At 53.9% G+C, this 13550-nt stretch carries 14 protein-coding genes; 13 read left to right on the forward strand and 1 reads right to left on the reverse strand.

All coding sequences use genetic code 11. The features are described from left to right. Positions 1-5 precede the first annotated feature (5 nt). The 3 genes from LKE23_RS08745 to LKE23_RS08755 all read left to right on the forward strand — a co-directional run bounded on the left by LKE23_RS08745 (position 6) and on the right by LKE23_RS08755 (position 2950). Positions 6-1298 carry a PTS transporter subunit EIIC gene (locus tag LKE23_RS08745; RefSeq protein WP_291976962.1) on the forward strand — a complete coding sequence of 431 codons (1293 nt, stop codon included), beginning with the start codon at positions 6-8 and terminating at the stop codon, positions 1296-1298. Further along, positions 1291-2175, forward strand: a complete 885-nt coding sequence (locus LKE23_RS08750) for an alpha/beta hydrolase (RefSeq protein WP_291976963.1) — start codon at positions 1291-1293, stop codon at positions 2173-2175. Before LKE23_RS08745 ends, LKE23_RS08750 begins: the two co-directional genes overlap by 8 nt. 67 nt (positions 2176-2242) lie before the next feature. Then, positions 2243-2950 carry a class A sortase gene (locus LKE23_RS08755; protein ID WP_291976964.1) on the forward strand — a complete coding sequence of 236 codons (708 nt, stop codon included), beginning with the start codon at positions 2243-2245 and terminating at the stop codon, positions 2948-2950. A gap of 47 nt (positions 2951-2997) precedes the next feature. Here LKE23_RS08755 and LKE23_RS08760 read toward each other — a convergent pair whose 3' ends face one another. Then, entirely contained in the window at positions 2998-3468 is a 471-nt protein-coding gene (locus tag LKE23_RS08760) for a low molecular weight protein-tyrosine-phosphatase (RefSeq protein WP_291976965.1), read from the reverse strand. Between the two features lie 140 nt (positions 3469-3608). On the opposite strand from LKE23_RS08760, the gene LKE23_RS08765 reads away from it, so the two are divergent. The 10 genes from LKE23_RS08765 (at position 3609) to LKE23_RS08810 (ending at position 13547) form a co-directional block, all read left to right on the forward strand. Next, the gene (locus LKE23_RS08765; protein WP_267202646.1) at positions 3609-4169 is read left to right on the forward strand and encodes a LemA family protein; all 561 of its coding nucleotides are present in this window, start codon (positions 3609-3611) and stop codon (positions 4167-4169) included. 10 nt (positions 4170-4179) lie between these two features. After that, positions 4180-5073: a zinc metalloprotease HtpX gene (gene htpX / locus LKE23_RS08770; protein WP_291976966.1), complete on the forward strand. Its 894-nt coding sequence runs from the start codon at positions 4180-4182 to the stop codon at positions 5071-5073. A 156-nt stretch (positions 5074-5229) separates the two neighbouring features. After that, positions 5230-6606 (forward strand): UDP-N-acetylmuramoyl-tripeptide--D-alanyl-D-alanine ligase, encoded by a 1377-nt coding sequence (locus LKE23_RS08775; RefSeq protein WP_291976967.1) that lies wholly within the window; start codon positions 5230-5232, stop codon positions 6604-6606. Between the two features lie 67 nt (positions 6607-6673). Beyond that, positions 6674-8170 carry a DEAD/DEAH box helicase gene (locus LKE23_RS08780; protein ID WP_291976968.1) on the forward strand — a complete coding sequence of 499 codons (1497 nt, stop codon included), beginning with the start codon at positions 6674-6676 and terminating at the stop codon, positions 8168-8170. Between the two features lie 289 nt (positions 8171-8459). Further along, a complete protein-coding gene (locus LKE23_RS08785; protein WP_291976969.1) occupies positions 8460-9188 on the forward strand; it encodes an IclR family transcriptional regulator in 729 nt (242 codons plus the stop codon). 16 nt (positions 9189-9204) lie between these two features. Beyond that, entirely contained in the window at positions 9205-9957 is a 753-nt protein-coding gene (locus LKE23_RS08790; protein ID WP_291976970.1) for an SDR family NAD(P)-dependent oxidoreductase, read from the forward strand. A 188-nt stretch (positions 9958-10145) separates the two neighbouring features. Next, entirely contained in the window at positions 10146-10514 is a 369-nt protein-coding gene (gene acpS, locus LKE23_RS08795) for a holo-ACP synthase (RefSeq protein WP_291976971.1), read from the forward strand. Continuing rightward, positions 10507-11628 carry an alanine racemase gene (gene alr / locus LKE23_RS08800; protein ID WP_291978290.1) on the forward strand — a complete coding sequence of 374 codons (1122 nt, stop codon included), beginning with the start codon at positions 10507-10509 and terminating at the stop codon, positions 11626-11628. Before acpS ends, alr begins: the two co-directional genes overlap by 8 nt. A 4-nt stretch (positions 11629-11632) precedes the next feature. After that, complete coding sequence (locus LKE23_RS08805) at positions 11633-12019, forward strand: type II toxin-antitoxin system PemK/MazF family toxin (protein ID WP_291976972.1); 387 nt, start codon at positions 11633-11635, stop codon at positions 12017-12019. A gap of 202 nt (positions 12020-12221) precedes the next feature. After that, positions 12222-13547 carry a cytosine permease gene (locus LKE23_RS08810; protein WP_434737617.1) on the forward strand — a complete coding sequence of 442 codons (1326 nt, stop codon included), beginning with the start codon at positions 12222-12224 and terminating at the stop codon, positions 13545-13547. Positions 13548-13550 lie beyond the last annotated feature (3 nt).

The raw sequence follows: 13550 nt of genomic DNA on the forward strand, positions 1-13550 counted from the left end.
TTACGATGCAAACAAAAATTGTGATGGAGTTGGTGCGCTTTAACCAGCATTCCTTTATTCGGGTAACCCGCCAGACGTTGGCTGCATTATTTCCTTGGGCCTTAGTGGCGTCATTTTCTTGCCTAATTGAAAAAAGCTTTCTTAATGCAAATGGTTTTTTTTACAACATCCTGGTTATCAACGCATGGCTGCCACTGGTTTGGCAACGAGTACTTCAATATATATTCACGAGCATTACTAGTGTCATTTTCTCCCTACTGGGAATCTTCGCTTGTTATTTCAATGCCAGTCATACGGCGCGCTTGTACAAAAAGAATAATTTGCAAGCGGGAATGACTGCGGTTGTTACCCTGCTCCTGCTCGCCTATCGTTATGGGAAAAATCCACAGCAGCCGTTGGATTTTCACCTGGGGCTGCTTGGAGGAAAAAGTCTGCTGTTGTGCTTGGTGCTTGGTTATGGAGTGGGACAGCTTTACCGTCGATTCGTCCCGGATTATGACGAGCAGCTGGTTAGTGACCGCTCGATTAGTTGTTTTTGGCCGCTTTTGATTTCACTAGCGGCTGGGGTATTGTCGGCGGCAATCATCAATTCAGGAGCCTTTTACCGACTTTACGCGGGTAGCTATTCTCAGCTTGTTACGGCCAGTCAGGATCCGCATAATCCATTTCTGACTTGTTTATTCACCATTGTTTTGGGACTGATGGATTGGCTAGGGCTCGGAATGCCGGTCAGCTATAGTGGACCAGCCAATACACCAGCTTACGTTGCCAACCTCAATTATGCTCTGACTCATGGCTCGGCCTGGAATGTTCCCTATAAATTCTTAGGGAGTACGCTTTACAATTCCTTTGCCAATTTTGGTGGGGATGGGTTGGTACTGGCACTAATCGTTGCCATCCTCCTGTTCCCGGGAAATACCGGGACCCACCGTGTGGCACGTTGGTCGGCGGTCCCAACGCTCTTTAATTTTGACTATAGTTCACTGATTGGACTGCCGATTATTTTGAATCCAGTCTTTTTGGTACCATTCATCTTTTTGCCGGTGATTAACCTGTTACTGGCAACGGCAATGATCGCGCTGCACCTGCTTCCCGCCACGCCGTATCCGGTGCTACTGGGCACACCAGGGCCACTGTTAGGCTTTATCGCCACGAACGGTAATTGGGCGACACTGGCATTTACAATTGTTCTGCTCCTAGTTGATGTTTTTGCCTACACACCGTTTGTCCGGATGGCCTTTGCGGTTGAAAATGAATTAGTACGAGAAGCAACGGAAAGTGGTGAGCAGCATGACTAAGTTCAAACGCCTGATTTCACAGCGCAGTCGCTTGGTATTGACGTCCCTGGTCCTGATCATTGTGTTCTTGGCTTTGCCAACCTACTTTTGGATGAAAAACGAAAACGCTAGTCTGGCGGCTCGGCACAACTCGCGGGTGTCACCGGTCATCATGATCCCGGGCAGTTCGGCCACCACCAACCGCTTTAATCAGCTGGTTGCTATGTTGAATAAGCAAACTGATAAGAAACACAGTTTGCTGAAACTGGAAGTGGAGAATAACGGTAAGATCAAGTCTTCGGGCTGGATCGATCGGGGCGACCAGGAGCCAATCATCGTGGTCGGCTTTGAAAATAACCATGACGGCTATGACAATATCAAAAAGCAGGCCCGGATGTTTAACCAAGCCTTCGCAATAATTAGTGAAAAATATCAGTTCAATAATTTCAAAGCCTTTGGTCATTCTAACGGGGGTCTGATTTGGACACGCTGGCTTGAGCTTTACTATCATCGCTATCGCCAGCGGATTCAGATTAAGCGCCTGATGACCCTGGGGACGCCCTATAACTTTGCTGAAAAGTCGGTCAGCCATCCCACTCAAATGTTCACGGACATGGTTAAGGCGCGCGACCAAATTCCCCAAAAGCTTAGCGTTTATTCGGTTGCCGGAACAGAGACCTATGATTCGGATGGCTTGGTTCCAGAGGCAAGCGTGGAGGCCGGCAAATATATTTATCAAAAACGCGTTGCCCATTATACAACTATGACGGTCACGGGCAAGGATGCTCAACATTCGGATCTGCCGCAAAACAAGCAGATTGTCAACCTGATTGAGCACTATCTTCTCGATACACCACAGCCCAAAGGTGGGCCGGCTAATTCTCCCGCCAAGCCCTAAGCCTGTTGTTTTGAGCTTGAAGTTGGTATACTAGGGAACGATTAGATTGTTTTGAGGAGGAAACGGGATGAAGAAGCAGAAGCATTCACGGGAATGGCTCCGCTGGACGGCGGTCGTAATACTGCTGGTTGTAGCGGTCTGCTTGATGTTTAACCAACAGATTAAGGAGCACCTGGTCAACACCTACCGGCCACAGATTACCCGGCAGACGATCAAGCGGGACTCGAAGAAGAAGGCCACCTATAACTTCAGTGATGTTAAGGACCTCGACTTCCAAACCGTCGCGAAGGCCCGGGCCAAGAAGCAGCCGATCAATATCATCGGTGAGATCACGGTGCCAGACATCAACATGACAATTCCAATTGCCAACGGGGTCGACAACACCACCCTAGCCCTGGCCGCTGGAACGCTGCGGTCGGATATGAAGATGGGGCAGGGGAACTACGCTTTGGCCGGGCACAACATGGCCAACGGCAGCAAGATTCTCTTCTCGCCCCTGTACTACCATGCCAAGGTTGGTCAGATGGTTTACATCACCGACCTGAAGAACGTTTATGAATACAAGATCTACCAGCGCAAGTACATCGCGGCAACCGACGTTCAGGTGGTTAATAACACCCACAAGAAGATCATCACCCTGATCACCTGTGATGCCACCGGGGCGCGCCGCTTGATGATTCGTGGTAACTACGTTAAGAAGGAACCATTTAGTCAGGCCCCGAAGAACGTCCAGAAGAACTTTAGTGAGAAATACACGACGGGTCGTAATTCATAAAAATAAAAAATTCCATCGACAACCACTTGGCTGACGATGGAATTTTTTTAGTTCTGATTCAACTGCTTGCGAATAATGGCGAGCCAGTATGGCAGGGCGACAGCCAGGCTCTGGTAGGTGTCCTCGAAGCGGTGGGTGTACCAGGGATCGGGAATTTCCGCGTTCTCCTTGCCGGGAACCGGTTCGTTTGCCAGGTGGATCTTGTCCTGGTCGCTTTCGGGAGCCAGGCGGTGGAGCTCGTCCAGGTTCATCCGGTCCATGCAGATGATGTAGTCGGCCTGCTCAAAATCCTCGTTCGTGATGTGGCGGGCAATCAAGCCGGCCGTTGACAAACCATGCTGATGCATCACGGCGGCGGCACCCGGGTGGGGACCGTTGCCGATTTCCTCGTAGTTTAGCCCGGCGGAGTCGACTTTGATCTGACCACTGAGCCCGGCCTCCTTAACTAGCTGACGAAACATTGCCTCGGCCATCGGTGAACGACAGATGTTGCCGAGACAGACAAATAAAACATTCACGTAAAACACCTCGCTTTTGATTCCTAATACTATCATACCCAAAGAGATAAGCTTTTGCTAAGGAGGTACCAATTTAATTTTCTTTGCCGGGCGGGTTTGGTAAAATGAGATCAGTATTAACAAAAGGAGGAATCATATTGATGACCTGGATTATTGTAATTGTCATCCTGGTGATCCTCGTGGCGATCTACGTGGCCCTCTACAACGGCCTGGTTCAGCTGCGGGTTCACGCCCAGGAATCCTGGAGCCAGATCGACGTGCAGCTGCAACGGCGTTCCGATCTGATCCCGAACCTGATCTCCACCGTCAAGGGCTACAGCAAGTACGAAGCCTCGACCCTGGAAAAGGTGACCCAGTTGCGGACGGAACTGAATAACGTTCCGGATACTGATCGGGCAAAGAAGATGGAGGTTTCCAACGAACTGTCCGGCACCCTGCGGACCCTGTTTGCGGTTTCCGAAAATTATCCGGACTTGAAGGCCAGTGCGGAATACCAAAAGCTGATGGAGGAACTGTCCAACACCGAAAATAAGATTGCCTACTCCCGGCAGCTGTACAACAGCACGGTCGCCGCACTGGATGCCAAGATCCAAAGCTTCCCGAGCAATCTGGTTGCCAAGATTCACCACTTCACGGCAATGGACTATCTGGCCGTTCCAGAGGAATCCAAGACCGTGCCGAAGGTTTCCTTCGATGACTAGGTGACGAGCGATGCTATACCAACAAATTGCCCGTAACAAACGGAAAACCGTCCTGGTGATGGTCGGTTTCTTCCTCTTGGTTGCGCTGATCGGTGCGGCGATCGGCTATCTCTTTGCCCGCTCGGCCGTGTCCGGCGTCATCATTGCTGGCGTGATTGCGGTGATCTACATGGCGGTGATGGTCGGTCAGTCGACGGAAGTTGTCATGAATATGAATAACGCCCGTGAGATCCACTCGGCAAGCGAGGCTCCAGAGCTTTGGCACGTCGTTGAGGACATGGCGATGGTGGCCCAGGTGCCGATGCCGCGGGTCTTCATCGTCAATGATCCCAGCCCAAATGCCTTTGCGACCGGAAATAACCCGGAACACGCGGCGGTGGCGGCCACGACCGGCCTGCTGCAGATCATGAACCGGGAGGAACTGGAGGGCGTGATGGGGCACGAAATGAGCCACGTCCGCAACTATGACATTCGCCTGCAGACGATCGCCTTGGCGCTGTCGGCTGCCATTTCCGTCCTGGTTAACTTTGCCGGGAACTTCTGGTGGTTTGGCGGCAGCCGCGACGATGACGACGATAGTGCCGGTGGCGTGCTGGCTATCATCGGTTCGATCCTCCTGATTATCCTGGCACCCCTGGCGGCGACGATTGCCCAGATGGCCCTGTCGCGGAACCGGGAGTACCTGGCGGATGCCGGTTCGGTGGAGTTGACCCGCAATCCCCACGGCCTGATTTCGGCCCTGGAGAAGCTGAAGGGGGCCGAACCGATGCAGGCAGCCAATCCCGATAGTGCCGGGCTCTACATCAGCGATCCGGAGCTCAATGCCAAGCACCGGCCCTTTGCCCACCTCTTCGATACCCACCCGCCGCTAGATGATCGAATCAAGCGGCTGGAAGAAATGTGAAAATAGCTTTAGAGCACTGTCCAACCTTTTGAGGGCTGGGTGGTGCTTTTACATTGCATTTCGATAACAGCTGATTCTTTTGATCGCCTTTGGCCGGATTGAATGCTATAATTAAAAGGCTAGACCAAAGTATCATAAAGAAGAGGTAGCTTTTTCATGAAAATGAAGTTAGCGGAAATTGCCAAGGCAATTAACGCGCAAAATGATATCGAACAATGGAAAGATGTTGAATTAACCAGCGTTTCTTTCGATAGCCGTCACCTGGAAGCGGGGGCCCTTTTTGTGCCGCTTCAGGGCGCCCAGGACGGTCACCGCTTCGTGCCCAGCGCCTTTGCTAACGGGGCCGGGGCGGCATTGTGGGCGAGTGACCATGAAATCGTTGACCACGAACATCCCTTACTGGTGGTGGATGATCCGCTGAAGGCCCTGCAAAAGCTGAGCAAGTATTACCTGCGTAAGATCAACCCGATTGTGGTGGCCGTTACTGGCAGCAATGGTAAGACGACCACCAAGGATATGATTGCCTCAATTTTGAGCACCCAGCTGAACGTGACGAAGACCTATGCTAACTTCAACAACGAGATCGGGGTTCCGGTAACCCTGCTCAACATGGAGTCAAACACGGAGGCCGTCGTTGTCGAGATGGGGATGGACCGGTTTGGCCAGCTCGACTTTCTGAGCAAGCTGGCGTCCCCGGACATTGCGGTCATCACGATGATCGGTGAGGCCCACATCGAGTTCTTCGGGACCCGCGACCGGATTGCCGATGCCAAGATGGAGATCACCCACGGCCTGAGTGAGGATGGGACCCTGGTTTACAACGGTGACGAGCCGCTGCTCAACGACCGGGCCGCCAAGATCGACCAACGTTTAGTTCGCTTTGGCCGTCACCTGGATGATGACATTTACGCTACCAGTGTCAAGGCCGGTGAACGATCAATTGACTTCCAGGTCAACGAATGGCCGGACAAGACCTTCACCATTCCGATGGTGGGGGAGTACAACGTCAATAACGCCCTGGCTGCCATGGCGGTTGGTCAGCTGCTGCACATCACGCCGGACCACATGAAGTCCGCTCTGGCTAACGTTGAGCTGACGGAAAACCGGGCCGAATGGGTGGCCGGCAAGAGCGGCGAGCAAATCTTGAGTGACGTTTACAATTCCAACCCAACTGCGGCCAAGCAAGTTTTGAAGACGATCTCGGCAATGCCGACGACCGGCCGGCGCTTTGCGGTTCTCGGTGACATGCTGGAACTGGGTGAAGCCAGTCCGCGGCTGCACGCCAGCTTGGCCAGCCAGATCGACCCTGAAAAGATCCAGGGGGTTTACCTGGTCGGCCAGCAGATGGCGGCATTGAAGAAACAATTGGAAGAGGACGGCTATCCAAAAGATGCCATTCACTACTACCAGGCAGACCAGCTGGAACAAGTGGCGGCGGATCTGCAAGCCACGTTGCGTGGTGACGACCTGGTATTGCTCAAGGGTAGTCACGGAATCCACCTCGAACGGGTGCTGGACGCAATTAAAAAGTAATTAATTAATGAAACGGGGGGCTGTGGCATTGGTTACAGCCCCGCCTGCATAACTAGGAGGAATATTTTTGAAGTTTAGCGAATTAGGCTTATCCGAAAGCCTGTTGAAGGCCATCAAGCGCAGTGGTTATGAAGAAGCCACCCCGATTCAGGAACAAACAATCCCGATGGTCTTAGACGGCCAGGACGTGATCGGTCAGGCCCAGACCGGGACCGGGAAGACCGCCGCTTTTGGCCTGCCGATCATTGAGCACGTCAACACCAAGGATCCCGACATTCAGGCAATCGTGATTTCACCGACCCGGGAGCTGGCCATCCAGACCCAGGAGGAGCTTTACCGTCTGGGCAAAGACAAACACGTTCGGGTTCAGGTGGTCTACGGTGGGGCCGACATCCGGCGGCAAATCAAGAGCTTAAAGCAGCATCCGCAGATCCTGGTTGGCACGCCCGGTCGACTGCGTGATCACCTGCACCGCCACACGGTCAAATTAGATAACATCAAGACCCTGGTGCTTGACGAGGCCGACGAGATGCTCAACATGGGCTTCTTGGAGGACATCGAGGCGATCATCAACCAGACGCCGGCGGACCGGCAGACCCTACTCTTCTCCGCCACGATGCCGCCGGAGATTAAGAACATCGGCGTTAAGTTCATGACCGATCCTAAGATGGTGCGGATCAAGGCCAAGGAACTGACCACCGACCTGGTTGACCAATATTACGTGCGGGCCAAGGATTACGAAAAGTTTGACATCATGACCCGGCTGATCGACGTCCAAGATCCGGCCCTGACAATTGTCTTCGGCCGGACCAAGCGGCGGGTCGATGAATTATCCAAGGGCCTGGTCGCCCGGGGCTACAATGCGGCCGGCATTCACGGTGACCTCAGCCAGGATCAACGGACCAAGATCATGCGCCAGTTCAAGAACGGTCAGCTCGACATTCTGGTTGCCACCGACGTTGCCGCCCGGGGGCTCGACATTTCCGGGGTGACCCACGTCTACAACTACGACATTCCATCTGACCCTGACAGCTACGTTCACCGGATCGGTCGGACGGGCCGGGCCGGGCACCATGGCGTATCACTGACCTTCGTAACGCCGAACGAGATGGACTACCTGCACGAGATTGAAAAACTGACTCGGGTCCGGATGCTGCCGCTGAAGCCACCAACGGCCGAGGAAGCTTTCCGTGGTCAGGTTGCCACCGCCTTCAACGACATTGATGAACTGATCGCCCAGGATTCGACGGACCGTTACAAGGACGCGGCCGCTAAGCTCCTGGAGACCCATGATGCCGTCGACCTAGTGGCGGCCCTGTTGAACAACATGACTAAGGAAGCCGCCAGTGAGGTGCCGGTCAAGATCACGCCGGAACGACCACTGCCACGGCGCAACCGCCACAATCACCAGCGGGGCCGCAACGGCAATTCCGGTCACTACCGTCGCCACGATGGCCACGGTCGTCGTCACGGCTACCGTTCCAATGGGCACCGTTCTGATAACCACGGCAAGAGCCACTCTAGTCGACATGCATTCAATATTCGTCATCGTAAGGACGACTAATTATAAAGAAGAGCCAATAACCGCTGATCAGACCGATTAGCGGTTATTTTTTACTCATCTTTGTTCAAATAGTGAACAAAAAATTCGATGTTCGCTTACTTTTCAATGCCTTGTTATGCTATGCACAATGTTAAAACATGGTACAAGCTTAAAAGGAGTGAATGCTAATGGAACGCTTAACTGTTAAAGTTGTCTTGGTTAATAGATTCCGATATAAAACGGACGAGCTCGTTGTAGTTAATGGAGGTCACACAGCGAACTTGTAAAATTGATAAGGAAGGCGATTAAAATGCTAACGACGATTCAAAAGGCTGCGCAAATCATGAACCTCTTGCAAAAACAAGGAAACTTAACGCTCACGGAGATCAGCCGATTGACCAATAACAATCATTCAAGCGTTTATCGCCTTCTGCAATCGCTACAGGAGGTTGGCTACGTGACAAAGCGTGGGCGTCGTTATGACTTTAGCTGGCAGGCGATTGGCGACCAGCAGGCGACGCACCTGCTCAACTGGACAACTAACGCAATTCTGACACCGGTGGTTAAGAAGTATCACTTGGTTGCGTACGTCGGGATTATCCAGGGTGGCGAAAGCGTAATTGCGGACGTAGTGCCCCGTCCCGGCCATGCCGAGGAAGACATGGCCCGCCTCGGTGAACGACTCCCGGTGAATATCAGTGCCCTGGGTAAGTGCGCGGTGGCCTTTACTTCTTCTGACGATCGCCAGCGGCTTTACAACCTGCTCGATTTTCGGGGCGGCACGAAGCACGCAATTAGCGACCTAACCGCGTTTCGTCAAAGTATTCGGGTGATTCAAAAGAACGGGTATGCAATCGATGATGAGGAGACCCAGCTGGGGTTGCGCTGCGTTTCCGTCCCTTTGCTCGACGATCGTGGCAAATGCGTAGCCGTTTTAGCCTTGTCCGGCGAATTGGCCGACTTCCCACGGACTAGTTTTATCAAGGTTCGCGATGATTTATTGCGATGCCGTGAGCAAATAATGCAGGAAATGAATTAAGAATGGAGCGATAATGATGACGAAAACAATTGTGATTACGGGTGCTAAACAGGGCATTGGCCTGGCAACGACCAAGAAGTTTCTAGCGGAGGGCTGGAACGTCATGATGGCGGATCTGGCCGACGCCAGTGCGGTTGCAAGCGAGCTTGACCAGCAATATGAAGGGCAGGTTGCCTTTACCAAGACCGACGTGACCAAGCAAGCGGACCTGGAAAACCTGCTGGCGGCGACCCTGAAGCAATTCGGCCAGGTCGATGCGCTGTACAATAATGCGGGAATCTTCCTTGGTGGCAGCGTGACCGAGACCAGCGTGGCCGATTGGGACAAGATGATGAACATCGACGTTAAGTCCGTCTTCCTCAGCAGCAAGGCCTTCTTACCGGAAATGCTGAAGCAAAAGTCCGGCGTGATCATCAACACGTCTTCCGTCTCGGGCTTGCTCGGTGATTACGGTGAAGCGGCCTACAATGCGGCCAAGGGGGCAGTGACTAACCTGACGCGTTCGATGGCCCTGGATTATGGTCAGTACGGAATTCGCGTCAATGCGGTCAATCCGGGCCCAACCATGACGCCATTGATGACGTCGGCAATGCCGGAAGAGCAGCTGAAGGCTTTCATTGCCAAGAGCCCGATGAAGCGCTTGGTGGCCCCAGAAGACATCGCCAACACGGTCTTCTTCCTGGCCTCCGACGCTGCCCGGTCGATCAACGGCGAGAACATTCCGGTGACGAACGGTAGTGAGATCCACACCGGCTTACCGGTTCTGTAATTTCGAAGAATTAAATCAACGCGGCCGACAAGGATGCTGCCTATCAGGGTTCCTTGCCGGCCGCGTTTTAGTGGTTTCATGGGGCGGTTAGTGGTCAAGAAAATCTAAAGCTTTGGATAAAGTGATTGCGCACCGCGCCGCTTTGAGCTATGCTTAAGATTCTGAAAAAAGACGAGGAGGAATTGCGGATGATTAAGGGAATCGGCATCGACCTGACGGAAATTGACCGGGTCCAGGCAATGATCAGCGAGCATCCCCAATTTGCACAGCGCCTGCTGACCCCGGCGGAACTCAAGCAATATCGTCAGTTTAGCGGGCAGCGGGCAGCGGAGTACATTGCCGGGCGGTGGTCGCTCAAGGAATCCTTCAGCAAGGCCTGGGGGACCGGCATCGGGGCCCGGGTCGGCTTTCAAGACATTGAGATCGTCGACAACCAATTAGGGGCGCCCACGGTTACCAAGTCGCCATTTGGCGGTGCCGTGCACGCCTCGGTGAGTCACACCGCAACCCTTGTGATGACGGAAATAATTTTAGAAAGTGTGGATGAAGATGATTAGTGGTCGTTTACGAAAGACGGAGTACGTCGTTGATTTGGGCGCGTTGAAACACAATATTCAGGCCCAGCGCGCAGCCTTGCCGGACAATAGCCGGATTCTGGCGGTCGTTAAGGCCAATGCCTACGGTCACGGCCTGGTGCCGGTGGCCCAGGCGGCACTGGCGGCCGGCGCGACCGGTGCCTGCGTGGCCATTCTCGACGAAGCCTTAGAGTTGCGTGACAACGGCATCGATGCCCTGACCCTGGTGCTAGGAATCACGCCGGTGGAGTTTGCCCACATCGCGGCCACGGCTGGTGTTTCCCTGACGGTGGGCTCCCTGGATTGGCTGCAGGAATACCACCAACTGGCCCAGCTGAACCACTGGACGACGCCGCTTAAGGTGCACCTCGGCGTTGACAGCGGAATGGGCCGGATCGGCTTTACCACCGTTGAACAGTTCAAGCAGGCAGTGGAGATGCTGAAGGCGCCGGAGTTTGAATTCGAGGGGATGTTCACCCACTTCGCGACCGCCGATAGTGCCGACGCGACCTACTTTGAAAAGCAGGTCGGGCGCTGGCAGAAGTTCGTCGACAGCCTTGAAACCCTGCCGCCGTACGTGCACATGGCGAACTCCGCAACGGGGATGTGGCACCAGGAGCACATCACAGCCAACACGGTCCGGATGGGAATTTCGATGTACGGTCACAATCCATCCGGTTGCGAGATTAAGGAGAACCTGGGCCTGCAGCCGGTAGGCACCTTCAAGACCGCCATTGGCTTTGTCAAAAAACTCAAGGCCGGTGAATCGGTCAGTTATGGGGCCACTTACACGGCCAAGGAGGACGAGTGGCTGGCAACCCTGCCGGTCGGCTATGCGGACGGCTACCCACGTGCCCTGAGCAGCTTCAAGGTTATGATCGATGGTCAGTTCTGCCCGATTGCCGGGCGGGTCTGCATGGACCAAATGATGGTTCGTCTGCCCAAGTACTACCCGGTAGACACGCCGGTGATCCTGATGGGCAAATCCGGCCAGGTGGAGCTGACGCCGACCGACCTGGCTCAGCAGGTGGGGACGATCAACTACGAAATTCTGACCGGAATTAACGAACGGGTCCACCGGGTCTACAAAAACTAGGACCATGGAAAAACAAATCTGGCGCGGGGACGTCTATTATGCCGACTTATCGCCGGTGGTGGGTTCCGAGCAGGGCGGCGTCCGGCCGGTGGTGATCCTGCAAAACGACCGGGGAAATCGCTACAGTCCGACCGTCATTGTGGCGGCCATCACCGCCCAGGATCAAAAGCACCCGTTGCCGACCCACGTGCGATTGCCTAAGGAGGAGACCGGGCTGGCCCATGATTCGGTTGTGCTCGTCGAACAGCTGCGTACAATTGATAAGCAGCGCCTCCAGGATCGATTGACAACGCTAAGTGCGAAACGAATGCGAGCAGTTGACCATGCCCTAGCCGTCAGCGTCGGCCTGACGCCGCTTGGGCCGATTGACAAGAAAGCGCAAAAACTGTAAGATTGAAGCAATTGAAAAAATGAGTCCTTTAATGTAGCCCCGTGAGACTGCAAAAGACGTTCGAATAAAATAGAACCGCGCGCATTGCGTGTACTTTTGAAAAGCCTGAGGGGACGAATTGGACCCAAAGGCTTTTTTGCTTTCAAATAAGGAGGAAATTGATTTGAAAGACCAACAGCACGCGCGCATCTTTAGCATTCCGATGAAGAGTCGGAAGACGACCCGTTGGGACATGTTTGCAACCTGGGTTGGTGCCAACGCTAACAACGGGACCTGGTTCGTCGGCGGGGTCCTGGCCGCCTGTGGCTTTGCCCTAGCGATGAAGGTTCTGGTGCTTTCGTCGGCCCTGTCCTACGTTTTCCTGAGTCTAATCGGCTACATCGGCTACAAGACCGGGGTATCAACAATGAGCATTAGTCGGGCATCCTTTGGGGAGCGGGGGAGCTACTTGCCGTCACTGGTTAACATCACCCAGTTCATCGGCTGGACGGCCGCCAACACCTTCATTGCCGCACAGTCCGTCAGCATCCTCTTTCATGATCTCCTGGGCTGGCCGGTCTGGGGCCATCATGGCGGCTACATGGGGTTGATTGTCGGAATTTTAATCATGAGTATCCTTCACATTATCAGTGTGTCTAGCGGTTCCCGATCGGTTCAGATGATCGAGCGGGTCGGCATCATCCTGGTTTTCATCTTCGTCATCTGGGAGTCAATCGCGGTCTTTCGGACGGTCTCCTTTAGCCAGATCGTTCACTGGCAGGTTCCGGCCCACGCCAAGATGGCAACCGGGGCGGCCATTGACTACGTGGCAGCCTTCAACCTGGCCTGGGTCACGGCCGGGGCCGACTTTACCCGCTTCACTTCCAAGCGCGATAACGCCATCTACACGCCATTCTTTGGTGCGCTGATGGGGGTGGTGTGGTTTGCCTTCATCGGTCTGATCTCCACCATCAGTATCGCCATCTCATCCGGCGTATACGACGCCAATAACTCCGATCCGTCGACGATTGCCAGCAAGCTGGGTCTCGGGGTCGTCGCCCTTCTGGTCATCATTCTGACCTCGATGACGGCCAACGCGGTTAACCTTCTGGCTGCCGGTTCGGCCCTTTCTAACATCTTCACCCGGCTGCGTCTCAAGTACTCGCTTTGGATCGTGGTTGTGCTGGCAACGATCGTGACCTTCATCCCGATGTTTGTCGGCAGCTTCCTGACGACCTTCGAATCCTTCCTTGACTATGTCGGCATGGTCCTCGGCCCGACGATTGCCATCATCTGCACGGACTTTTATTTCCGGGCCCACCAGGACTACGACGTCAGTGAACTGGGGAAGATCAACGGTAAATACTGGTACCACGGTGGTATTAATTGGGTAGCAATGATAACATTTGTAATAGGGGTTGCCTTCTTTGTCGGCGTCCACCAATTACCACTGTTTGCCAATACGGTCGGGGCAACCTTTATCGACATGGTATTGAGTGGCCTGCTGTACTACGGAATGATGAAGCTTGCGGATCGAAAGGAAGCCTAAGTT

Origin of the sequence: Limosilactobacillus sp., from assembly GCF_022482365.1 — a bacterium.
Lineage (GTDB): Bacteria > Bacillota > Bacilli > Lactobacillales > Lactobacillaceae > Limosilactobacillus.

Bases quoted from the DNA above. Each gene is read 5' to 3' on its own strand.
- LKE23_RS08745 (WP_291976962.1), top strand. From the start codon at position 6: ATGCAAACAAAAATTGTGATGGAGTTGGTGCGCTTTAACCAGCATTCC.
- LKE23_RS08750 (WP_291976963.1), top strand. From the start codon at position 1,291: ATGACTAAGTTCAAACGCCTGATTTCACAGCGCAGTCGCTTGGTATTG.
- LKE23_RS08755 (WP_291976964.1), top strand. From the start codon at position 2,243: ATGAAGAAGCAGAAGCATTCACGGGAATGGCTCCGCTGGACGGCGGTC.
- LKE23_RS08765 (WP_267202646.1), top strand. From the start codon at position 3,609: ATGACCTGGATTATTGTAATTGTCATCCTGGTGATCCTCGTGGCGATC.
- htpX (WP_291976966.1), top strand. From the start codon at position 4,180: ATGCTATACCAACAAATTGCCCGTAACAAACGGAAAACCGTCCTGGTG.
- LKE23_RS08775 (WP_291976967.1), top strand. From the start codon at position 5,230: ATGAAAATGAAGTTAGCGGAAATTGCCAAGGCAATTAACGCGCAAAAT.
- LKE23_RS08785 (WP_291976969.1), top strand. From the start codon at position 8,460: ATGCTAACGACGATTCAAAAGGCTGCGCAAATCATGAACCTCTTGCAA.
- LKE23_RS08790 (WP_291976970.1), top strand. From the start codon at position 9,205: ATGACGAAAACAATTGTGATTACGGGTGCTAAACAGGGCATTGGCCTG.
- acpS (WP_291976971.1), top strand. From the start codon at position 10,146: ATGATTAAGGGAATCGGCATCGACCTGACGGAAATTGACCGGGTCCAG.
- alr (WP_291978290.1), top strand. From the start codon at position 10,507: ATGATTAGTGGTCGTTTACGAAAGACGGAGTACGTCGTTGATTTGGGC.
- LKE23_RS08805 (WP_291976972.1), top strand. From the start codon at position 11,633: ATGGAAAAACAAATCTGGCGCGGGGACGTCTATTATGCCGACTTATCG.
- LKE23_RS08810 (WP_434737617.1), top strand. From the start codon at position 12,222: ATGAAGAGTCGGAAGACGACCCGTTGGGACATGTTTGCAACCTGGGTT.